Source organism: Liquorilactobacillus satsumensis (assembly GCF_964065465.1).
Classification (GTDB): Bacteria; Bacillota; Bacilli; order Lactobacillales; family Lactobacillaceae; genus Liquorilactobacillus; species Liquorilactobacillus satsumensis.
In genome coordinates, this window is sequence record NZ_OZ061606.1 from 2,244,123 (window position 1) to 2,266,851 (window position 22,729).

General features: G+C 35.8%; 23 protein-coding genes, 2 tRNA genes and 1 pseudogene. 15 read left to right on the forward strand and 11 right to left on the reverse strand.

Annotated features, from left to right (window positions below; all coding sequences use genetic code 11):
* Positions 1-114 precede the first annotated feature (114 nt).
* A complete protein-coding gene (locus AB3Y88_RS10495; protein WP_228888513.1) occupies positions 115-615 on the reverse strand; it encodes a YslB family protein in 501 nt (166 codons plus the stop codon).
* Positions 616-761: 146 nt separating this feature from the next.
* Between AB3Y88_RS10495 and AB3Y88_RS10500 the strand changes: the two genes are divergently transcribed.
* The 4 genes from AB3Y88_RS10500 (at position 762) to AB3Y88_RS10515 (ending at position 2,438) form a co-directional block, all read left to right on the forward strand.
* Positions 762-1,358, forward strand: coding sequence for an XTP/dITP diphosphatase (locus AB3Y88_RS10500; protein ID WP_056961247.1), 597 nt, complete (start codon positions 762-764; stop codon positions 1,356-1,358).
* Complete coding sequence (locus tag AB3Y88_RS10505) at positions 1,358-1,894, forward strand: metallophosphoesterase (RefSeq protein WP_367293432.1); 537 nt, start codon at positions 1,358-1,360, stop codon at positions 1,892-1,894. The genes AB3Y88_RS10500 and AB3Y88_RS10505 overlap by 1 nt, the downstream gene beginning before the upstream one ends.
* Positions 1,895-2,139: 245 nt before the next feature.
* A tRNA-Glu gene (locus AB3Y88_RS10510) sits at positions 2,140-2,212 on the forward strand.
* Positions 2,213-2,365: 153 nt separating this feature from the next.
* Positions 2,366-2,438, forward strand: a tRNA-Gln gene (locus AB3Y88_RS10515).
* Positions 2,439-2,634: 196 nt separating this feature from the next.
* Here the strand turns inward: AB3Y88_RS10515 and AB3Y88_RS10520 are convergent.
* From AB3Y88_RS10520 to AB3Y88_RS10535, 4 genes are all read right to left on the reverse strand, one after another.
* Positions 2,635-2,778 carry a tyrosine-type recombinase/integrase gene (locus AB3Y88_RS10520; RefSeq protein ID WP_228888519.1) on the reverse strand — a complete coding sequence of 48 codons (144 nt, stop codon included), beginning with the start codon at positions 2,776-2,778 and terminating at the stop codon, positions 2,635-2,637.
* Between the two features lie 181 nt (positions 2,779-2,959).
* Positions 2,960-3,145 (reverse strand): hypothetical protein, encoded by a 186-nt coding sequence (locus AB3Y88_RS10525; protein WP_228888530.1) that lies wholly within the window; start codon positions 3,143-3,145, stop codon positions 2,960-2,962.
* Positions 3,146-3,351: 206 nt separating this feature from the next.
* Complete coding sequence (locus AB3Y88_RS10530; protein ID WP_228888521.1) at positions 3,352-4,053, reverse strand: DUF3862 domain-containing protein; 702 nt, start codon at positions 4,051-4,053, stop codon at positions 3,352-3,354.
* An 80-nt stretch (positions 4,054-4,133) separates the two neighbouring features.
* Complete coding sequence (locus tag AB3Y88_RS10535) at positions 4,134-4,775, reverse strand: DUF4428 domain-containing protein (protein ID WP_228888523.1); 642 nt, start codon at positions 4,773-4,775, stop codon at positions 4,134-4,136.
* Positions 4,776-4,917: 142 nt separating this feature from the next.
* Between AB3Y88_RS10535 and istA (AB3Y88_RS10540) the strand changes: the two are divergent.
* Positions 4,918-6,131, forward strand: a pseudogene (gene istA / locus AB3Y88_RS10540) (IS21 family transposase).
* The gene (istB, locus tag AB3Y88_RS10545) at positions 6,118-6,948 is read left to right on the forward strand and encodes an IS21-like element helper ATPase IstB (RefSeq protein WP_313819558.1); all 831 of its coding nucleotides are present in this window, start codon (positions 6,118-6,120) and stop codon (positions 6,946-6,948) included. Before istA (AB3Y88_RS10540) ends, istB (AB3Y88_RS10545) begins: the two are co-directional and overlap by 14 nt.
* Before the next feature lie 110 nt (positions 6,949-7,058).
* Here the strand turns inward: istB (AB3Y88_RS10545) and AB3Y88_RS10550 are convergent, their stop codons facing one another.
* Positions 7,059-7,370: a hypothetical protein gene (locus AB3Y88_RS10550; protein ID WP_228889299.1), complete on the reverse strand. Its 312-nt coding sequence runs from the start codon at positions 7,368-7,370 to the stop codon at positions 7,059-7,061.
* A 1,326-nt stretch (positions 7,371-8,696) separates the two neighbouring features.
* A complete protein-coding gene (locus tag AB3Y88_RS10555; protein ID WP_228889303.1) occupies positions 8,697-8,990 on the reverse strand; it encodes a hypothetical protein in 294 nt (97 codons plus the stop codon).
* 197 nt (positions 8,991-9,187) lie between these two features.
* Between AB3Y88_RS10555 and AB3Y88_RS10560 the strand changes: the two genes are divergently transcribed.
* The 8 genes from AB3Y88_RS10560 to AB3Y88_RS10595 all read left to right on the forward strand — a co-directional run bounded on the left by AB3Y88_RS10560 (position 9,188) and on the right by AB3Y88_RS10595 (position 16,727).
* Positions 9,188-9,634 carry a hypothetical protein gene (locus AB3Y88_RS10560; RefSeq protein WP_228889304.1) on the forward strand — a complete coding sequence of 149 codons (447 nt, stop codon included), beginning with the start codon at positions 9,188-9,190 and terminating at the stop codon, positions 9,632-9,634.
* A 23-nt stretch (positions 9,635-9,657) separates the two neighbouring features.
* On the forward strand, positions 9,658-10,194 hold the full coding sequence (locus AB3Y88_RS10565; RefSeq protein WP_228889308.1) for a hypothetical protein: 537 nt from the start codon (positions 9,658-9,660) through the stop codon (positions 10,192-10,194).
* Between the two features lie 98 nt (positions 10,195-10,292).
* A complete protein-coding gene (locus AB3Y88_RS10570; RefSeq protein ID WP_228889311.1) occupies positions 10,293-11,087 on the forward strand; it encodes a hypothetical protein in 795 nt (264 codons plus the stop codon).
* Between the two features lie 1,543 nt (positions 11,088-12,630).
* Complete coding sequence (locus tag AB3Y88_RS10575) at positions 12,631-13,506, forward strand: bacteriophage abortive infection AbiH family protein (RefSeq protein ID WP_261909456.1); 876 nt, start codon at positions 12,631-12,633, stop codon at positions 13,504-13,506.
* A 327-nt stretch (positions 13,507-13,833) separates the two neighbouring features.
* Positions 13,834-14,163: a type II toxin-antitoxin system RelE/ParE family toxin gene (locus tag AB3Y88_RS10580; RefSeq protein ID WP_228889313.1), complete on the forward strand. Its 330-nt coding sequence runs from the start codon at positions 13,834-13,836 to the stop codon at positions 14,161-14,163.
* Positions 14,153-15,253 (forward strand): HigA family addiction module antitoxin, encoded by a 1,101-nt coding sequence (locus tag AB3Y88_RS10585; protein ID WP_228889316.1) that lies wholly within the window; start codon positions 14,153-14,155, stop codon positions 15,251-15,253. Before AB3Y88_RS10580 ends, AB3Y88_RS10585 begins: the two co-directional genes overlap by 11 nt.
* Before the next feature lie 321 nt (positions 15,254-15,574).
* Positions 15,575-15,928 (forward strand): DUF1648 domain-containing protein, encoded by a 354-nt coding sequence (locus AB3Y88_RS10590; RefSeq protein WP_367293433.1) that lies wholly within the window; start codon positions 15,575-15,577, stop codon positions 15,926-15,928.
* 502 nt (positions 15,929-16,430) lie between these two features.
* Positions 16,431-16,727, forward strand: coding sequence for a MazG-like family protein (locus AB3Y88_RS10595; protein WP_056961213.1), 297 nt, complete (start codon positions 16,431-16,433; stop codon positions 16,725-16,727).
* Positions 16,728-16,933: 206 nt separating this feature from the next.
* On the opposite strand, the gene istB (AB3Y88_RS10600) is transcribed toward AB3Y88_RS10595, so the two are convergent.
* The 3 genes from istB (AB3Y88_RS10600) to AB3Y88_RS10610 all read right to left on the reverse strand — a co-directional run bounded on the left by istB (AB3Y88_RS10600) (position 16,934) and on the right by AB3Y88_RS10610 (position 19,223).
* The gene (gene istB / locus AB3Y88_RS10600) at positions 16,934-17,764 is read right to left on the reverse strand and encodes an IS21-like element helper ATPase IstB (protein WP_313819558.1); all 831 of its coding nucleotides are present in this window, start codon (positions 17,762-17,764) and stop codon (positions 16,934-16,936) included.
* Positions 17,751-18,965 (reverse strand): IS21 family transposase, encoded by a 1,215-nt coding sequence (gene istA, locus AB3Y88_RS10605; protein ID WP_228890254.1) that lies wholly within the window; start codon positions 18,963-18,965, stop codon positions 17,751-17,753. Before istA (AB3Y88_RS10605) ends, istB (AB3Y88_RS10600) begins: the two co-directional genes overlap by 14 nt.
* Positions 18,966-19,031: 66 nt before the next feature.
* The gene (locus tag AB3Y88_RS10610; RefSeq protein ID WP_367293434.1) at positions 19,032-19,223 is read right to left on the reverse strand and encodes a hypothetical protein; all 192 of its coding nucleotides are present in this window, start codon (positions 19,221-19,223) and stop codon (positions 19,032-19,034) included.
* Between the two features lie 822 nt (positions 19,224-20,045).
* Between AB3Y88_RS10610 and AB3Y88_RS10615 the strand changes: the two genes are divergently transcribed.
* Positions 20,046-20,312 (forward strand): SemiSWEET family transporter, encoded by a 267-nt coding sequence (locus AB3Y88_RS10615; protein ID WP_054758163.1) that lies wholly within the window; start codon positions 20,046-20,048, stop codon positions 20,310-20,312.
* 676 nt (positions 20,313-20,988) lie between these two features.
* Here the strand turns inward: AB3Y88_RS10615 and AB3Y88_RS10620 are convergent.
* Positions 20,989-22,500: a hypothetical protein gene (locus AB3Y88_RS10620; protein ID WP_056961212.1), complete on the reverse strand. Its 1,512-nt coding sequence runs from the start codon at positions 22,498-22,500 to the stop codon at positions 20,989-20,991.
* Between the last annotated feature and the right edge of the window lie 229 nt (positions 22,501-22,729).

Consider the following 22,729-nt stretch of genomic DNA (forward strand, 5'->3'; position numbering starts at 1 on the left):
TAAAAACTTAGAGCCTGACTTATGTCATAAGCACAAATTAGGTTTCACCCAAAAATGAATTGCACAATTTTTGAATGAAACCTAATTTAAATTATATGTGTAAAGCTGATTTGATTACTTTTCAACTGCAGTGGTTAGTTTTAAGGGTTCTTTTTCGGGTAAGATCGCTGGGTCGAGAGGATCCTTTGAATCTCGTTGGACTAAAAACGAAATAATGCCATTGCGTTGATCGGTGCTCTTTATAATTGCTTCTGTTGTAAAACCAATCTGATTCTGCAGCGTTTCCGCTAAGAAACCAGCCTCTAGAAGAAAATCGGCTTGCGGGACATTTTGCTGACGTAGCTTAACAACTGCTCCGCTGAGTTCGAATAATTGCTGATCTCTTTTTGTACTAACCAACTTCAACGTACCCCAACCAGCTTTCTCAAAGAAGAGGGGTAGATCTTCGGCTTCCGCAAGAAAGATTTCGCGCGCTAGCCGTTTCCCTGCCCAGTAGAGAATTGTTGGGTTGCTTTCTGTTAGTTCAGGAAGCAGAACATCACGTAAAACCTCATATCCAAAAGCAGGGGTTGTATCTTTGTCTTGTATTAGTTGTTGATAAAAATTTGCGTCCATGAAGACTCTCCTTCACCTCAATCTAACATTAATTATACCTTGAACTTGCAAAAAGCGAACAGTTATTTGTAAACTTAAGAAAGTTGCTAAGGAGTTGGCTTGCTAGCTATAATTAAAACTAACAGCAGTGCGAAAGGATGAAAAAGATGCAGAAAATAATAATTGCGACAAAAAATGAGGGAAAAGCCAGAGAATTTAGATCTTTTTTTGAACCGCGTGGTTTTGTGGTCAAAACACTTAATGATTTGACAGAAAAGCCAAATATTGTAGAAAATGGAAAAACTTTCGCTGAAAATGCGTATCTTAAAGCGAGCACCTTGACAGCTGTGCTGCATGAAACAGTCCTCGCTGATGATTCGGGACTGCTGGTGGATGAGCTTGATGGGGCACCAGGGATTTATTCCGCACGTTATGCGGGTGATCATGATGATGCTGCCAATAATGCTAAGTTGCTTAGAGAACTTCGTGATACGCCTCAAGAGAAGCGGACAGCACGCTTTCATTCTTCACTCGTAGTCACAAGTGTGAATAAGGAACCATTAAAGGTCGCAGGAGAGGTTACAGGCACAATTCTGACAGCTCCGCGTGGAGAAGACGGCTTTGGATATGATCCGCTTTTCTATTTGCCACAGCTTGGTAAAACCTTTGCACAGCTTACACCAGCTGAGAAAAATAAAATCAGTCATCGTGGACGAGCAATTGCAGCATTGAATGCAAAATTTGATGATTGGTGGAAAAGATAATGAAGAACAAGAAGATTAGATTTCTAGTTGTCAGCGATAGTCACGGAGACCGGGAGATTCTGGAAAAGCTACGCGCTAAATATCAAGGGAAAGTTGACGGCATGTTTCATTGTGGAGATTCAGAACTTGCGCCGGATGATGAGCTTTTCACAGATTTTCAGGTTGTGATGGGAAATTGCGACTATGATCCACGATTCAAAGAACTTATCCTGACGGAATATGGCTCAGAGCGGGTCTTGCTGACACATGGTCATTTATATGGTGTGAATAACGGCATGGAGCGTTTAGGGTTCTTGGCGGCGTCCAAACAGGCTACAATTGTCTTATTTGGACATACACATCTTTTAGGCGCTGAGTATCGGAAAAAATGTCTGTTTCTTAATCCAGGAAGCATCAGCTTTCAGCGCGGAGAATACAGCTCCATAGGTGGAACGTATGCTGTGCTTGAGGTCACTCCTGAGGTATTTAAACTGCAGTTTTACGCACGAACCTTCAAAGCGATTCCAGAGCTTGCTTTTACTTTCAAGCGTAACTAAATAACAGCTGGTGAGAAAATGGATCCTAAGTTAAGAGCGATGTACATTAAACTATTAAAATGGAGTGTTACGACCTTGTTTTTCATAGGCGCACGCAGCCTCGTAATAATTCCTTTACTCAATCTGGTTATCATCGGGTGTGTGGGTTATTGTTTGCTGCTTTTTGGAATTTGCGTCTATCTGCAGTTAAATCGTTAATTTTATCTTGACAATAACCAGGACCTCTGTATAATAGTAAGAGTACTTGCCCGTTGGTCAAATTGGTTAAGACGTCGCCCTCTCAAGGCGGAGTTACGGGTTCGATCCCCGTACGGGTGATATCATCTTTTTCATGAGAATGTCCATCGTATTTGTAGGTGGACTTTTATTTTGAAAAGAGATGAAACAGCGCCTACAACAAGTCATAGCGTTAATTTTTCATTGACAACTTGTTGAAAAGGTACTACTATTAAATAGTTGATTTTTTATTTTTGGGCATTCGCCAAATTGGTAAGGCAGCGGACTCTGAATCCGCAATGTACTGGTTCGAGTCCAGTATGCCCAATTCGTTAGTCGTAAAAGTTGGTAAATCTTCGTAAAACGTTGATTTACCGGCTTTTTTATTTTTCTATTTTCGTAGAGTTTAGTATAGTTTTACGTGTTTATGTTGCATAGAATTAAAAAGCGACAAAGGCTGTAAACTTATCCGGCGTTTTGGACTTCTGCTGATCAGTGACCGCGGTGTAGATATCCAAAGTAGTTTAAATGTCACTGTGGCCAAGTTGAATCTGCAGTTCTTTAGGCTGCATTCCACCTTGTATTGCTAGTGTGGCGTAAGTATGTCTAAACCCATGAACAGGGGTGTGTTTTAAATCGTATCTCTTTGTAATCCTAGTGGCCCACACACTTGGTTTGTTGGATTGTGCATCTGATTCTTTTGCGATGCAAATACGAGCTGTTTAGGTAGTGTCAGTTGCTTAGTCTGAAAGTTGATATCAGGCCAGGTAAGGGCGAGAGCTTCGCCTTTACACATTCCGTTTATTTAAAAATCGCTTATAGTTCTTCAGTGGTTTGGTAAACCACGCATTAACGATTTTGCTGATAAACAGCCGGTGTGATATCTATTATTCTGCGGTTACCAAGCAACGGTAAAATGTGGTTATCAAAATTACTCTTTGTTGTGGTCCAAGTGGACTCTTTAGTCGTTAGCTGATAGTTCTCAAACCATAAGTCGAAGACGTCCTTAAACGTTAATTTATCACTTGGAAACACCAAAATTTACCTTTACTTGTTTGATATTTTGTATATGAAGCCATCTTGATCTCTCCTTTATAAGTTTGCTGGCAACAAGTGACTTATTTTTAGAGAGAACTTGTTGTTAAACATCACTTCCTTTATAATTACAAAAGGGTGTAAAAGCTCTATAGTAATTTGATAGCACATCCTTAGCTTAGGCGAGTGGGGGATGTGTTTTTTTATTATTTCATACTTGTTTGAGTTTTACCCGAAACAACATTATTAGTAAATGTAATTTCAAAATTAGCACCCAGATTGCCGTTTATTCCAGAAGAATAAGTCCATATTTCATTTGACTGACCAGCAATGTTGGTCATACTGTTTCCGTTAGGTTTTCCAAACTTACTTTGTACATCTTCTTTAGAAACCCCATTTGAAATACCATTAAAATCTGCTAGGGTTATTTTATTGTTTCGATTTACTTTTAAACCTTCGACTGCTTTAGAGATTGCATGATCATTGGCAAAACCAACAACTATACTTGACCCAAAACTTGCACCCGAAACGTTACTCCAAGTGTACATTTCAGATTTAACATTTTGAATTGTTTGTTCTGCCGTAGAATCAGCTTTTTTGCCAAACATTTTTTGAACATCTGCAACAGAAGTTCCGTTTGATTCCGAGAGAGTTATTTTATTGAAATTAGCTTCTGTTAATCCACTTGTATCTTTTGCAACTGAACTTGAAGGTCCTTTAGAAGAAGGACTTGCTGAGCTGCTTGTTTTTTCACTTGAAGCAGATTTACTTGATGAATTCTTTGCATTCTCCATCTGTCCACCTATAGCTACTACAATTACAACTAAAATCCAAAACCATACTCGTTTGTAGAATGGCTTTTTGACCTTATAAGTTTTTCCGTCTTCCCCAGTAATTTTCTTTGACATTTTTGTTTCCCCCTAGATTTCAGCTTTTAAAGTCATCAGTTTTTGGACTGTTTTGTAACCTAAATATTTATTTTAAATGATTATTTTCCTGTCCAAACTTTTCCGCATTCTCTACATTGGTATTGCGTTTGTTTGTTTTTAGTTCTTAGACCAACTCCTGGAACCATTGCAGATGTTCCACCAGTTGACACAGCAAGCAAGGCTTTTTTTCCAGATAATTTTTTCTTTTTTATTTTCTTTTCGTGATGATCAAAAGCTGTTAAAGGGTGGAGTGGGTTCAAATCAATCGAAGTAGTGCGCTTGGTCTTTGTATTTGTTTCTTTTTCCAATATTTGAATATTTGCTGACTTGCAGTGTGGGCATACCAAAGCACCAAAAGGTTTGCGAACACGTTTTTTGCTCTGTTCAGCGTTGATTGCCACACCACCGATTGTTTTTGTATTATCAGGGAGGTTACGAACAAACTCTTTAGCTTCTTTGTGTTTAGCATCTTCAGCAGCTTTTTTAGATTTTATTTCAGCTTTTGTATCAATTTGTTCTCCGGATTGCATAAGATTCTTAAAACCATTAATAGTCTTACTTCGTGCCCATAAAAGATCTGAGTAAGAACCAGTTAAACTAGTTTTTGAAAAACATTTTTTGCAGATAGCTCCATCTTTAAAGGAAATCTTAGGACTAAATAGAGATATTTTTTCATTGCAAAGAGCACATGTTTTTTGCATAGCAAACCCCCTATAAAAATAAGAATTGTTAATTATTGTCAGCAACGGTTGTAAAATGTTGGAAAATACCGATTAGAAAATGTCGGTTTTCCAACATTTTTTTACGGTAAAATAAACGCATCTCAAATTTGGAGGAACTGAAATGCGTTTAGATGTTGAGCAGTGTGTCCAGCAATATATTATGAACAAAATAAAGCCCAACTTCGCTGAAATTGGTCGGCGATACGGTGTTGATCCACGAACGGTAAAAAGATACTACAATTTAGGGCTTACGCCCCCAGATGAGCAGCCACAACCCTTACGGCGGCCGAGTAAACTTGACGATTATCGAAAAACGATTGAAGAAAAGGTTCTAGAAGGCTGTTCGGCAACGGCAATTTATTACTTTATCAAAGAACGTGGCTATCAAGGAAAGCAAAGTATTCTCAGAGACTATTGTCGAACCATCAGAAAAGCCGCAACGAAAAAAGCCACTATCCGGATTGAAACCTCGCCAGGGATTTCAGCCCAGGTTGATTGGAAAGAAGATTTAACGTTGGTTTCTCGGCATGGAGAGATTGTCAAAGGCAACATCTTCTTATATGTTTTAGGGTACTCGCGAATGAAATACATGCAATTTACCTTCAGTCGCAGCCAAATTACCTTTTTTGATTGCTTAACTAATGCCTTTTGGGCAACCGGGGTGTGCCGAAAGAAATCTGGTTTGACAACCAAAAGGTTGTCGTCGATCATCATAAAAGTAATTTTGGTAAGCCGGTATTTAATGAAACCTTCGTTGAATACGCTAAGGACGCTGGTTTCAAGCCAATTGCTTGTCGACCGTTTCGGCCACAAACCAAAGGAAAGGTTGAGGCGCTGGCCAGAACTACTCAGCGAATCAAAGTTTACAACCATGAGTTTGAAGAGCCGCTAGACTTAGCCGAGATCGTCCATTTGACGTGTGATCAGCTGAATCATGAGAAGTCTCAGGCGACTCAAATTCCGCCTTATTTATTGCTTGATAAAGAAAAAGAGTATCTCCAGGATTTTGATCACGACTTACTCGATGCCTATGCCAGCCAAACCATCGCAAGGAAAGTTAGCAAGGAATCAATGATTGTCTTTCAAAATCGGAAATACTCCGTCCCCATAAGATATATTGACGAAACCGTACAAATTAAACACGATGACAATACTCTATACATTTATTATAACGGAGAATTAATTCGTTCTCACCCTATTTCACTGAAAAGATTTACTTACCTTCGCGATGACATGGAAGAGATTGTCCGATCAGACCTTTATAAGAATCGTGATGACCGAGTCATTGATGATTACGTCGACCGAAACCTGAAGATGTTTGATGAAATGGAGTGAGAAAATGGCCAATTACCAAGCTTTATACACCAACCTTAGACAATTAAAGTTAGATCGTTTCGCCGAACATTTAGGCTACCTATTGGATCATCAAGATGAAGCACCCAAGTCCTTGAGTGATGCCTTATTCGAATTGACAACGGCTGAGCTTAAATACCGGGAACAAAAAAAGATTAATTTGAGAATTAAACTAGCCCGCTTTCCATATGAAAAAACGTTAGCTGACTTTGACTTTAGTTATCAACCGGGAATTAACCAAGGGATAATTGAGGACTTGGGATCACTAAGATTCACCCAAGAGAATCAAAACGTTTTGTTTATCGGCACCTCCGGTGTCGGTAAAACTCACCTAGCCACCGCCATTGGAATTGAAGGGTGTAAACAAGGAATTTCAACGCAGTTTATTCGATGTAGCGACCTCATCAACAAGCTTCAAACAGCACAAGTTCAAGGCCGGAGCGAAGAAGTGCTACGCCGGTATGCCCGTTTTCAAATTCTAATCATTGATGAGATTGGTTATCTTCCAATTGAGTCAGTGGGCGCTAAGCTGTTTTTTCAGTTAATTGAAAGACGATACGAACGGAAATCAACCATTATCACCACTAATATTCCGCTTTCTAAGTGGGGAAACACCTTTTCAGATAAGATGTTAGCTAACGCCATTTTAGATCGCTTGGTTCATCACGCTAAAGTTATCCGAATCACTGGTCGATCATATCGAATGAAAGATCATTTAATTGAAAAGAAGGATAATTCCGGACCTGATTTATCAGGTTTCAACGCACAAAATAAAGAAAGGAGCAGTGAGACACTGTAAACTTTATCGGTAAAAAACAGCATTTTTTAATCGGCAAAAAACTACATTTTCACATCGGCGTTGACAATTATTAAAATAGTGACTTATAATCTTTAAACAATCTTAATATATCATACAAATTTCATTTTAATAATAGATTCTTCCAATTCATCTAAGATATCGTTCTCATCAATAAAACTAATCCACGCTTTCACTGGTTCTGAACTATTTGGATTAATATGTGACTTCATTTTTTCGTAGATATTAGTTACAAAAATATTCAGCATTTTTTCAGCTTCACGTTCTAATCTTGCCTCGTTCCATTTTCTTTCAGGCGGACGATTCTTATTTTTACTTTCTTGGAATTCTAAAGCCTTGTGGTTAAATAAGTTAACCGCTTGGCTATTCTTTTCTAAGTAATCTTGAAATTGTTGCTTGTCCATAATCTATAAAATCCCCCTTTATCAAACGTATGTTCTTTTTTTGCTTCAAAAAAATTTCAGTTTGAATGGTAGCCCTAAGTAGTTAAGCAATTGGTATTTGGTCAACCCTTGAATTTCGGTCATATCCTGCATGGAAATTAATATCTTTAAAGCTAATGAATTGGCTTCTCTTTCCATTTTAGGAATAATGTCAAGGGCTGGGTTAAAAATGTCATAAAACGGCGGAATAAAATTGTATAAAAATGACCTTGTTGCCTGTTCAGAAATACTTTGAGATTTAACCAACGGTTGAAAGTTAAGAATTTAATTCTTCTAATTTTTTAATTACGGGAGATCGGGCTCTTTGAACTCTCTGTTCACTCTCTATTTGGTATTGGTAATCTGTTTCTTTATTTGTTAAATCAAATAGGGTTTCGTTGAAGCTCGTTGTTTGTTCATTAATTTTGTTAATATAAGCATTCATATTTTGGCTAATGTTGGTATCCAAGGTTGGTTATTAATTGCTTATATTGATCCAGTACATGTCCACCTCTATAAATTATCGTGGATACTTAAATCGCTATGCAGATATTCATCGTTTTTTTCTTCGTTACTATTTTTCATGAGATTACTTTTTAATATGGTATAGTAGTCGACAGTATGCTAAATACTTTGCCTGAAATACTGTAAGAACGAATTTCAGCACCTTTATATAAAATTCAAATGGATTTTATATCTTCAGATGATTTGATTTGAACTTCTTTTTCGATATAATTAGTGGATACAGAGTATTGATGGCTTTTAAATTCCATGGTATCTTCTGATATTTTACGAGTTTGGACGTTAGAAAAGTATCTTTTGAGATCGGGGTTTAAGGGTTTGAAATGTTCTTTTTGCCAAACTTTATCTGGTATTTAATTATTTCCTTGGGACTTCTCTTGATTAAGACATGCACACAAATTAGCGACAATCTTCTTTAAGTCAGTTACTGTCTCAAATTCACCATCATAAGACTTAAAACAATCCATCGCTAGAGCTTCTACACAACCTTTTGTTTATGGTCTAAAGGGGAACCGGCAAGCGATTGAATGAAAGACAGCATAATGCGCAAATGAAAGGAAATGATGATTAAATCGATGGTGTGTTAAAGTACTTTTTTTATGGTCAACTACCTTTGACATATTATCAAACCAGATTTCTTGTGGAACGCCGCCCATAAATTGGAAAGCATCGTTCAGAATTCGAAATAAAGTATCTTGCTTTTGATCAAAGGTTAACCTAAGATATTTGCGTTTAGAATATGGCAAAACTTACAGAAAAATACTAAAAGTATATTTAACATGGTTTTTACTGTACATTGAAACTCTCTCTTTCCAATCGACTTGAGCTATGGTCAACTTGTGTAGCCATTTTTTTAGATTCCGTTCTTTTGTATTGACGACAATAATCTTTAACAATCGTATATTTACCTTGAAATCCCTTTTCAGAAATAAAATTTAAAATAGCTTTGGCAGAACAACCATCTTGATACTTTAATTCAATAATATTTTTAAATCCATCCGATTTACTTTTTCGTATCCATTTATTTTTTTGTTTGTGCGTGCCAGTTAGGGCATGTTGATAAGCTACTTTTACTGCCATGGATCAACCTCATACTGTCTTGCCACTGCACTGTAACTAGGTTTTATTTTATCAACTACAAATCTATTCATTCTTTCAAAAATAGCATTGCGCATTTTTATACCCACTCCTTCAACAATATAAAATGAGTATAAAAAAGGTAAGAAATTAGGCAATTTTACATCGCCGTTTTCTTACCTTTTATTATCGCCTTCTATATGATTAGAGAATATATAAATATTTCACTTAAAATAAAAAGACTTATTGGCCATAAAAAACAAGTTGATTATAATTTCAACCAACAGCCAGTTATTAGTAGCTGCATGGGATACAACGAAGACAGAACCAAGGCTTCAGTGATGCCAGTTGATAAAGCAGTTATAAATTACGTATCAAAATTACAATACATTGACTTGGCAATTGAAATACTTGAGTTTAAGTATAAACATTTTACTCCCCTTTTACGTGAGGTACGTATAAAAGATATTTTCTTGTTAAAGAAAGGTGAACCATGTAGTGTGAATGTGGCAAAAAGACTTATGGCAGAGGTAGAAGAAATTGAAGAAGCTGCTTCGTGGAAGTATGAACTGAAACCAGAGTTAGCCACTCATATCACTGATGATGTAAATGAAAATTTAGAGGCCATTCTTGAATTATTGTCATAGAAGATAATGAAAGAAAATAAATTGTGTGTCAAGAAGAGGAATATATAAAACTTGAAAACAGTTATAAAAAGATGCGGGCTGAACAGCATATAGGTTACTGGACACCAAAATATTTGAAAAGATATCTTGTAAGATGGCAATATTATGATTATCATATTCTCGAAATAAAAAACAATTTACAGTCTGATGAATTATTTAAAAATGTAAGAGAATTCTATATTCGTTTATCTTACTTAACCGATGAAGAGAGAAATATTTTAAAAAAGAATTTCTATAATGATGATTCGCCCAGAAGAGTGGTTGATAAAGTTCGAGAGATTGTCTTAAAAATGTCTGTTCATCAAGAATATAGTTCTAAGATTGAAGTCCGTTTTTTCGATGAGCTGTTTGGCGGTTTTAAGAATAAGTTAGAAAGCCTAGCAGAAGATGAGTTAGCGATACTTAAGCGGTTATGCTATGAACTAAGTCTATCTGAAAAAGCTTTGGCAAATGCAGAAAAAATAGATGTAAAAGAGTACAGGATTAAGCTAAAGGGCATATTTAATAAAATAATGAGGTAAAGTGAAGAAAATAGTAGCTAATTATAATAGCGTTCAGTAATGAGCGCTGTTTTTGTTTACTTTTTTAGGCATTAGATGTTTAATTTAGGAGATAAAAAATGTTACTGGGGGAAGTTATGACATATTTTGTAGATTCAAGAAACCTTGGTGTTATGATAAAGTTCATGGAGCCACAACACGCCGATAGTTTTCTAAAAAAGGGAGAGATACACTTTACTCCTCTTAAATGTTTTGCAGAGTTAGAAAAAGAAAAAAAAGATCATGTGTTTGGCGATCGAAATGAAGGAGAATTCCTTTATAAATTCAAACAGAGTGACAGTATTAAAATGGCTCTTTTAGACGAGCACGAGAAAATAGAAAGTAAAATATACAGTATTAAGCCTAAGAATGCAGAATTAAAAGTTGGTCTTAATGAATCGGACAAGCAGATAATAGGAATCTCAAGTTTTACATACTTTTCTCTTGAAGATGATTATTACCTAGTAAGTCATGACATCGACAAGAAACAAGATCTTTATTTAATAAAACCTGAAGTAATTGAGTGGTTAAAACGATTCAACAAAGATAATAGGGAATTAGTGGCGATATATGATTATCAAAAGCTGTTAAATAAAGCTAAAGAAAATAATATTGATTATAGCTTGGTGAATTATTATGAAAATGATTTATCAGAATTAGAGCATCAAAAAAATTATTATGAAAATGCTTTCGTAAAAAGAAAGAGGTACGACGATCAGAGAGAGTTTAGATTCGCAATTAGGTTGAGACGAGCTATGATAGCTGAAAATAGACTAGTAGGAGAAACAGCTTCCTTTGCTAAAAAAATTGATTATAAAATGCTTTCACATTTAGCAATTATACTAGATCATCCTACGTATGAAAAAAATGATTAACATTCGACAGCCATTGAGCTGCAGGTTACAAAACAACACAATACGATGAGCGAGTAACATAGAAGTTTAACTTGGGATCGTCATGTAACGCAGATTAAAAACGTTGCAGCTCTCTGTATGCAAAAATGCAAAACAACACGATGAGTGAAAGCTGAATGTTGATATAGTAGCGTTTGTTGAAAGTGTATTTGCAACGCTGCTAAGTGTAAATTACAAAACGAAACATTATGAGCGAAAAACGTTGCATCGCTTATGGTGTCTTTTTTGTAAAATAAACACAGATGGAATGTGGCTTACTTGCCATTCTAACGGGAAACAGTGAATCAGAGCGCTCCGATTGAAAAGGAGCGTTACCCCCCTAAGAGAACCTAACAAAACCTAACATTTTTCCCGAATACGATATTGGAAAATAGTGGAAATTGGTGGAATAAAATTGATTTAGCTGAATTAGTACGTGCACACCCTTGGGTTTTGTATGCAGTCAGAATTGGCTTAATAGCAGTATTTAGTAGTTTTATTGCATACTTTTTATACTGCAAGAGTTGTTAAGATTTTCTAGAGTTTAACTGCACACAAAAAGGGTGCACACAAAATGAAAAGGTTGCACAATTTTTTTACATAATAAAAAGCGAAACTAAAGCATTAAAATAGTAATTACCTAAAAAATAAGCTGCAAAAAATGCTAACAAATGCTAACACAAAAAGGTTCAGAATTGTTCAGATTTATAGGGAATTAAGTGCACACAAAAAAGCTACTTTTTGGTTTAACAACGGGGATAATTGAGATAGTGCATACACTATTGTGGTAAGAATAGGTAAGATTTCATAAGACTTAATTTTCTGTGCAAGGTGATACTGATAAATGCTAGTATATTTCTGCTAAGTAATAGCTACGGTTTAAGTATATAATAGCGGTATAAACGTTGGTGTGTAGGTAAACAAGTATATTCAATGGATAAACGATGAGTGCACACAAAATGCGACAGGCGCACACCTTTTTGCACACAAAAATGAGAGGAGGGGATAACCGTGGTCAATGATTCAAAAGAAAAAATTAACGATATCGTACAGTAAGTTGAGACCACGAGATCACCTTTTCTCATGGGGATAGAGGAAATCCAAGAATGTTGTGAGTACTACATAGAACACAAGGAACTTACTGACAGAAATATGTTTTTTCTGCTGAGATATTTGGCCCGCAGAAACAAAACTAAGGCTTACCAGGACACATATTTTTGTTCTAAACGTGTGGCTAACGTAAATGCCTTCCGCCTATTAAAAGCCGCAGATGCAAGAACTAAGGCACTGTTTGGAACGACAAATGCAGCTGAATCTTAGTGAAGGGATGGAAGCAGGACGATTGGCCAATGAGCTTAATTTGAATGGTCGGGAGAAAGCAGAAGTCTATGGGAGATTGAAAGAGAGTGAGAAGGTAAATTGATAATAAAATATGGAAAGAGGGCTGAGGATTTTCCTTCTGAATCAACTATAATAGCTGTTAGTTCCTATAAAATACAATTAAAGAGATAGAGGTTGGTAAGTAATGGAACAATTGTTAATTTTAGGAAATGGTTTTGATCTATCATTAGGACTACATACAAAATTTTCAAATTTTAAGGAATTCATCAGTGAAAAAAACAATACTTTAACTAAATTGTTAGAGTATTACTATATATATGAATATGACAAATTAGGCACGGAAGCTGATTTTTGGAAATATTTTGAAGCTGCTCTTGAATACCCAACTAGAGAAGCTACTGATTCTCAAGGAAGTGATATTTATAGTAATCCCATCTTAAATTATGATGAAAAACAAATAGAAGAATTGATCAGAAATTTAAAGTTAAGTCTAGATGAGTGGATAGCTGAAATTGAACCGTCAATTGACGAAATAAAGGATGAAAAGGTTTCTGAGTATTGTAAAATTGTTAAGGAAGCTGATTTTATAATAAACTTTAATTATACGGGTACTGTTGAAAAAAAATATCCAAATACAAGTGAAAAAGTGTTTCATATACACGGAAAAGATAAAAAAATTATTGGACATAAAGGAAGCGAAGAAAGCACATCAAAGAGGGAAGTAGGTTACACAACTATAGATCAACAAAGAGGAGGAAATGATCAAGAACTTTTAAACATGTTGGTTAACTCAACAGAAAAACCAGTTAGTAAATGTCAAATAAATTTATTCAATAAGATTGATTCTGGGATAGTTTATGGTTTAGTCTCGACAATAGGGTTTTCATTTTCTGAGGTAGATTGTTATTATTTGAAAAAGCTCTATGATAACGGTAATATTACCGACACTACTAGGTGGAATATAGGGTATCATTTGGATTCTGAAAAAGCAGACTTTAAGCGTGTTCTGAGTAAGTATATAAATGTCGAAGATGGTTACATAAGTTTCACCAAGTATTAAGTATACAGCATAACTTAGCATGTAGAAAGAGAATTTATGGTTAATTTAGATTGTCAAATTAAACAAGTGATAATGGTCTTAAAAAGCCGTTTTGAATGTACCTGCTTACTTTTTTAGCAAGCATATTATTATTAAGCGTTATTCAGTAAATGAATGTTGCCAGTTGTGGCAATGCTCAAGGAGTAAGTTTAACTATATGAAGAATAAAGCTTTGATAAAGTTTTATAATCAAGTACCTAAGTAGAGCAAAACCTACATTGACATATACTTCCATGTGTTATACTGTATTATGAAGTATGGAAGTTAACCGGAAAGGTTAAGGTTAATGTGAAAGTATATGCTAAGACACATAAATTAACAAAAATTTTGGACAAAGAACAACTTATCATAAAAGAATTTGGAAAAAAACGTGGGAAAAAAATAAAACAAAGGGTTTCTGAATTTAAAGCAGCTTCAAATCTAACTGAAATTAGTTATCTTCCACCACCTAGATTGCACCTTTTAAGTGGTAATTATAAAAATTGCTTTTCAGTTGATTTAAATGATAATTGGCGTTTGATTTTTTGTGGGTTAGATTCAGAAGATAACTTGTGTTGTATAAAGGAAAATTGTGTCAGTGTATACATAAAGGAGGTCGTTGATGATCATGGCAATTAAGTTATATGAAGTTGAACCAGATTATGCAACTTCTCCAGGAGTTACGTTGAAGGAAACTTTGCACAGTTTGGATATGACTCAAGTTGAGGTAGCAAAACGTTTAAACATAACAGAGAAACATTTGTCAAATATAATAAATGAAAATGTAAAAATTACATCGGGGTTAGCTGCGAAGTTAGAACTAACTTTGGGTGTCAGTGCTAATTTTTGGCTAACTTTAGATAAGAACTTTATCGTGAGTAAAGAAAAAATTAAGCAAGAAAAAAATTTAGACAGACAAACCATTTTTTTGCATAATTTTAATTATGCAGATATGGCAAATAAGGGTTTTGTTAGTAAAACTAGAAAAAAAAGTGAAAAAGTAAGAAATTTACTTTCATTTTTTAGATTCCCAACTTTCGAAGTAATGGAAAAACATATGTTAGATAATTCCTTACTTGAAGGAGCTTATAGATTAGCTACAAAGCAAGGCGAAATTGACAAATATGCCTTAATGGCTTGGATAAACCAAGGTGATATTTTAGCGACACAAATAAAGACAGCTAGCTTCAATAAAGAATTGGCTAAAAGTAAAGTTCAAGAGATGCGGAGCTTAATTAATGATACAGATCCGAGCATTTTTATTCCAAAATTGCAGAAAATAGCTGCCAGTTTTGGAGTAGCTGTTATCTTTGTTCCTGAGCTAAAGGGATCAAAAATTTGTGGGTTGACACGTTGGTTAACTCCGTATCCTAAAGCAATCATACAGCTCAGTTTAAGATATAAAAGAAATGATTCTTTATGGTTTACTTTTTTTCATGAATTAGCACATCTCATTTTACACAAAAAGAAAGCATTCTATACTTTTAAGGGTGAGTATGTAAATAGTGAAGAAGAAAAACAAGCCGATAAATTTGCAGCAAATGTTTTGATTCCCGATATAGAATGGGAGTCATTTATGTCCAAGGGTAGGTTTGATGAACGTTCGGTAAGAGAATTTGCGGAGAAAGTTAATATAAATACCGGCATTGTTGTTGGAAGATTGCAGAAGAAACATATAATAGATTATAGTCAAATGAACAATTATATTGTGAGATACAGATGGCAATAGCACGGCCAATAACCAACTCAGATAGAGCTGGTTATTTTTCTGCACTAAAAAACTGCTACTCGGTAGAGTAACAGCCACTTGCCGCCAGAAAATTTTGAACGTTGTTAGTGTTTTGTTAGTGTTCAAGAAATATTCACAAGTTAAAAGATTGATATAACAGCTATTTAGTGACTGATTGTGATTGGAACCGCGAGTCCAGTATGCCCAATTACATATTGCACAAAGAGCTTATGCTGCGTTAAAATGCCGGTATAAGTTCTTTTTATTGTTCTATCCGAAGTTTGAGTAACAATAAATAAAAAAATAAAAGAGCTGCTTTCCATGGGAAAATTTAATCACTTTTACAAAAAAATATTGTCTTATTTTATACTGCTTTATTTTTGCGAACTAGTCTTAGCTGTTATCTTATATTTCTTCTTACCAGAAAATGTGCCTGTACATCTTGGATTGACCGGTGTAGATGCTTGGGGAAAAGGGAAGTACATCATTTTTTTGCTACCATGTTCTTTAATACTGTTCTGTTACATATGCAGATCTGAGTTGATTGGACAGAAATATTTTTTAAGTCCACCCGCGGCCACTTTGATGAAGGTGTTTTTGTGCGTGATACATTTGGCGACAACAGTCGGTTCTGTGGAATACTTTTACATTTTAATCAGACTGGCTTTAGAATAAATGTAGCACTCGCGCTAAAAGGTTAGTTTTAAGGTGGGAAAATTTAATCCAACTTTACGATAATCACGGATAGCGATGTGTTCAGCAAAAAGCAATTTTCTTAAAGTGTTTTTAAATTTAAAGCTATGAATTTCAACAAACTTAAGCGAGTTGTTTATTTATAATAAAAATGTAGCCACCAAATAACTGGCGGCTACTGTATTAAACTAAAAAGAAGAATGTGATCAAAATACTGAGAATGGTATTTTAATCTATTTATAATATATATGTTATAAACGTTTAATGCAACAGCAAAAAATATTTTCCTGCATTTTCTGAATAGTTAGCTAATTGGAAAACTAGCAGTGACAGCAACCTTCGCTATGTGAGGCTGCAATGCAAGTTAGGTACTGCTCTTTAACTGCTTATGTGTATCCATAGTCTAGATACAGCCTAAAAAATAGTGAAATTGTTTTTGAAAAAGTAATAAATAACCAAATCAATCAAACAGGAGGATTTGCGAATGAAATATCTTGACGATCATCTCAAAAAAGCAGCCAACAGAGAACCTAAAAGCATCGAACAGCAGTTTCTGAAATTGACTGAAGAAGTGGGAGAAGCAGCCCAAGCGTATCTTTCCAGCAAGGGAATCTCTGGCAATAGATACAAGGGACTTAATCGTAATAATGTTAAAGAGGAATTGGTTGATGTTTTACTCGTGAATCTGGCATTATTAATCAGAGTCGGGGCGACAGAAAAAGAAATTGAAGAACTTGTTGCACACAAAACCGACAAGTGGCTGCATAATCAAAATAACTGATGCGCTATACAGTCATTTAAAATGGTGATCAAATAAAGGGATGACTTTCACGAACCTATTGCTGATGAGCATCTTAAACTTGCAAATTTTGTTTATACACATGATAAAGCTTGTGACGAATAAACGAATCTTCTTCTACATGTCAACGCCGATGTGAAAATGTAGTTTTTTGCCGATTAAAAAATGCTGTTTTTTACCGATAAAGTTTACAGTGTCTCACTGCTCCTTTCTTTATTTTGTGCGTTGAAACCTGATAAATCAGGTCCGGAATTATCCTTCTTTTCAATTAAATGATCTTTCATTCGATATGATCGACCAGTGATTCGGATAACTTTAGCGTGATGAACCAAGCGATCTAAAATGGCGTTAGCTAACATCTTATCTGAAAAGGTGTTTCCCCACTTAGAAAGCGGAATATTAGTGGTGATAATGGTTGATTTCCGTTCGTATCGTCTTTCAATTAACTGAAAAAACAGCTTAGCGCCCACTGACTCAATTGGAAGATAACCAATCTCATCAATGATTAGAATTTGAAAACGGGCATACCGGCGTAGCACTTCTTCGCTCCGGCCTTGAACTTGTGCTGTTTGAAGCTTGTTGATGAGGTCGCTACATCGAATAAACTGCGTTGAAATTCCTTGTTTACACCCTTCAATTCCAATGGCGGTGGCTAGGTGAGTTTTACCGACACCGGAGGTGCCGATAAACAAAACGTTTTGATTCTCTTGGGTGAATCTTAGTGATCCCAAGTCCTCAATTATCCCTTGGTTAATTCCCGGTTGATAACTAAAGTCAAAGTCAGCTAACGTTTTTTCATATGGAAAGCGGGCTAGTTTAATTCTCAAATTAATCTTTTTTTGTTCCCGGTATTTAAGCTCAGCCGTTGTCAATTCGAATAAGGCATCACTCAAGGACTTGGGTGCTTCATCTTGATGATCCAATAGGTAGCCTAAATGTTCGGCGAAACGATCTAACTTTAATTGTCTAAGGTTGGTGTATAAAGCTTGGTAATTGGCCATTTTCTCACTCCATTTCATCAAACATCTTCAGGTTTCGGTCGACGTAATCATCAATGACTCGGTCATCACGATTCTTATAAAGGTCTGATCGGACAATCTCTTCCATGTCATCGCGAAGGTAAGTAAATCTTTTCAGTGAAATAGGGTGAGAACGAATTAATTCTCCGTTATAATAAATGTATAGAGTATTGTCATCGTGTTTAATTTGTACGGTTTCGTCAATATATCTTATGGGGACGGAGTATTTCCGATTTTGAAAGACAATCATTGATTCCTTGCTAACTTTCCTTGCGATGGTTTGGCTGGCATAGGCATCGAGTAAGTCGTGATCAAAATCCTGGAGATACTCTTTTTCTTTATCAAGCAATAAATAAGGCGGAATTTGAGTCGCCTGAGACTTCTCATGATTCAGCTGATCACACGTCAAATGGACGATCTCGGCTAAGTCTAGCGGCTCTTCAAACTCATGGTTGTAAACTTTGATTCGCTGAGTAGTTCTGGCCAGCGCCTCAACCTTTCCTTTGGTTTGTGGCCGAAACGGTCGACAAGCAATTGGCTTGAAACCAGCGTCCTTAGCGTATTCAACGAAGGTTTCATTAAATACCGGCTTACCAAAATTACTTTTATGATGATCGACGACAACCTTTTGGTTGTCAAACCAGATTTCTTTCGGCACACCCCCGGTTGCCCAAAAGGCATTAGTTAAGCAATCAAAAAAGGTAATTTGGCTGCGACTGAAGGTAAATTGCATGTATTTCATTCGCGAGTACCCTAAAACATATAAGAAGATGTTGCCTTTGACAATCTCTCCATGCCGAGAAACCAACGTTAAATCTTCTTTCCAATCAACCTGGGCTGAAATCCCTGGCGAGGTTTCAATCCGGATAGTGGCTTTTTTCGTTGCGGCTTTTCTGATGGTTCGACAATAGTCTCTGAGAATACTTTGCTTTCCTTGATAGCCACGTTCTTTGATAAAGTAATAAATTGCCGTTGCCGAACAGCCTTCTAGAACCTTTTCTTCAATCGTTTTTCGATAATCGTCAAGTTTACTCGGCCGCCGTAAGGGTTGTGGCTGCTCATCTGGGGGCGTAAGCCCTAAATTGTAGTATCTTTTTACCGTTCGTGGATCAACACCGTATCGCCGACCAATTTCAGCGAAGTTGGGCTTTATTTTGTTCATAATATATTGCTGGACACACTGCTCAACATCTAAACGCATTTCAGTTCCTCCAAATTTGAGATGCGTTTATTTTACCGTAAAAAAATGTTGGAAAACCGACATTTTCTAATCGGTATTTTCCAACATTTTACAACCGTTGCTGACATCTACATATCGATTAAGTTCTTCAATGACTTTAAACATCGCAAAATCATCATCGAGAGTGTCTTGGTCAGTAAGCTCTGCTTTTTGCACATCGAGAGCTTCCTCTAAACAAATACCAATTCTATAAATAAAATATTTTTCTTCTTCGCTCATAAAAATTCCTTTCTGTTATGCATGCTAACTAAGCAGTGTTTTTAATTACGTACGAAATAATTATAGACTTCACTGCTTGAACCGCAAGCACAATTTCAGTTTTAGGAAGTGCACAATATTTTATTAGGCTCAAGCTAATTTTAAAATAGATAGAGCTAAAAAACAACGCTTAATATAAACGCCGATAATAGGTGGATTACAGAATATAATTGGTTATTTTGTTTAATCTAGTTTCATATTATAGAGTAACAAGGATATAATTCTGAAGTAGATGAAATTCTGCAAGTTATTATTCAAGGCGATTAAGAACAAGAGTTGGTTAATATAATGCTTTTTTATATCTTTTGTCTGTGCAGTTAGGGTAATAAGCGTATTTTTAGGGGCATTCTTTAAAGCTATTTGGAGCTTAAAGTGTTTTTTAATAGTTGTAGCTTTCCTTTAATTGGCAACTTTTCCTTTTTGAATCATCAAGTTTGAACTTGTCAAAAATTTAACAAATTAAATAGGGCACGATGCTAGTTTTTTGAAACTAATACGGACATGGCATCTCTCAAAGGCATTCAAGGCTTAATAGACAATGGCAGAAACTGAGTTTTGAAGGTCTTGTTAAGTAATGTTTTTCAAAAATATAACGACAGGCTTGTAGTTAAATCTATTTTGGGGTGAATTTACAAAAACTAAGATAATGTTTTCCTAGCTCTATAGTGCCGCTGGCAAGTGATTGCGAATAGTGTCAAAAGCGTGACGGGCTTGCAATCAAACTGGGGAATGTATACAATTGCAACTATATCGAATGGTGTGAATATTTAAGGAGGTTCTTTCTTGAAGGAAGAAGACAAGTTTATTCAAGTCCTAGGTCGAGTTGCGACTGTTTTATCTGTGTTAATGTATGTTTCATACATACCGCAAATCATGAGCAACCTCCAGGGAAATTATGGTAATCCCATTCAACCGCTGGTGGCTGCGATTAATTGTTTGTTCTGGTGTGTTTATGCGTATTTTAAGAAAAATCGTGATTGGCCAGTTTTTCTAGCAAATCTACCAGGAATTTTCTTTGGGGTCTTTGCATTTGTAACTGCACTACATTAGCCAGTGAAGGGCACCAAAAATTGACAAGGTGCAAAGTTAGCTGTTGAGGGTAAAGTTATTAGAGTTTGTTAATGAGCTTAACTGAAAAGTGAAGAAAGCTTTCGTTAGAATTAGGTTTTGATGTTGCTAATTATCAAATATCTTAGATAATTCAAAATAACTTCAAATAAAAATAGATAAATGTTAATTTAATCTGTGTATATTAACCATAGACGCTACTTAAACAGCACCGCCGGAAGAGGCCTGGAAAACCTCTTCTTTTTTTGTTTTTAAAAGGGGCTGTGACAAAAGTTAAATTTTGTCACAGCCCCGCTTTTATTCCGGATAAACGTGTTCCATAAGTCAAAATTCTCCGTCTAACTTCGAATTACTCATCGCAAAGTACTCGCTATGTTCGTAATTTCGAGTTAGCACTCAATTTTCCCGACTTATGTCACACTCTCGCTTTTATTCCGGATAAACGTGTTCCATAAGTCAAAATTCTCCGTCTAACCTCGAATTACTCATAGCAAAGTACTCGCTATGTTCGCAATTTCGAGTTAGTACTCAAATTTTCCCGACTTATGTCACACTCTCTTTTGGACTCTATTAATTAAAGAAAGGATTGCGCTAACTTGAATTTGCTGCGACTGCTTGACGGCTGTTTTCTAAAATAGAGGATAGGATAGAAGCGTAATCAATCTTTTTTAAAAACTGCCATACTTTCTTTTATTTTGGCAAAGGCGGTTTCGGCGACTAGCCCAAAAAGCAGTAAAAAAACGGGCAAGAATTGAATTAAATACCGACTCCTACCACCTTCGAATAACAAAAGAAAACTTAGACCGCCGATGATAGCCAATCTAAAGACTTGAGAAAATTCATCAATGTAATTAACACCTAATAGCAGAATTAAGCTAAAAACTAACCAAAAAAGTTGAGCAAACCAGTAATAATCACCAAGATATTTTCCACCTGGATAGAAAAAGGCTTTAATTAGATTCGTGGGTTTAGCTAGAATGAAGCGGCCCTCTTTGTTCCAGCCGAAAGTTCCATCAGATGTGTTATTTTGATTTTTCAGCAGTAAAAATTTAAGATAGCCCCAAAAACCAAAATGCTTTAAACGTTGTTTGATCAATTTTTGTGAGTAGCGGGAGCGTTCTTTAACGGTTTTTAACTGCTGATTACGGATAACTTCTTCCTGATTAAAGCCGCCGCCATTACTCATGCCCATACTAATGAAATGAATTGGAGGTTCTTCATGGCCCTTCGCATAAGTGATAAAATGCTGTGTGTTTGCGAAATGCTGATATTGTAAGGTGAGCGGAATTGTAATTCCTAGGAAAATAAACAAAAGCAGAATGCTTTTTAAGTGTGGTAACCGCTGAATCCTAAAAATGTGATCAAAAGCCAGCAGCAGTTCTGAAATCATAATTGCAATAAATGGTACAATTGCAGATGGCTTCATCAAATAAGCACCAGTTAAACCGAGCGCTAAGCAAAGGCAGCCTAAGAACTGGATTGAAAAAGAGTGCCTAACCTTTAGCAAAATAAATCCAAGGAGATAAAAAGAGACTAAAGGCATTACCATGGTATCAGAGTAAGGCACAATTACCATTGGAAAAAGAACAAGCAGGAGATCTTGCAAATAGACGGTAGTAATGGTGTGTTGTGGTTTTAAAAAATAAATCGATAGCGTGTTGAAAATGAAGGATCCAACGACACAACAAAAAGATAGGATCCCTAAATTATGCCATGTTGGGGTTGCATGAAAAAAGTTTAGGAGCGTTTTTTGGAAGAATACTAGAAATAAGTTATTCGGATTGTACTTAAAATACCATGCTGTCTCGGCTGATTGGGGGTGTTGCAGTGCACCGTGAATAAACTGAACATCAAAACCGATCGGAGTAATAAGTTGAGTTACGATGAAGAACTGCCATACCAGACATAAAACGGTAATCACGAATACACTCCACCATTTGTGAGTGATAAAGAGGAATCGCCAACCTTGCTGAATCTTTGGAATCTTGAAGATTGCAATTACCAATACTGAAAAAGTGACTGCAATTATCACAATTAAAGGTGTTGTATTCAAAAGTGAAAAGTTGGGATTTTGTAGAATACCAAAAACAATTAATAAAAGCCAGATAGAGAAAACGCCAATTAACGGTTTTCTTAAAATTCCAGCTGCTAGCGTGAATTTATCTTTCATTAGAAAAACCTTCCCTGAGTTAAAAACTTAGCAAATGCAAACAGCGTATTTTGGAGCCAAATTCCCCCAATTCGTGCTAGATAGTTGCTCCGCAATTTAAACCATTTTTGCCACTACACAACAAGTATACAGATTAAGATACGCTGCTTCAAACGAAATTTTGCGCGTAAAATATGTATTAGTGGGCGCTTGGAATCATATTTATGCAAAACTTTAAGAGTTCTTCGTA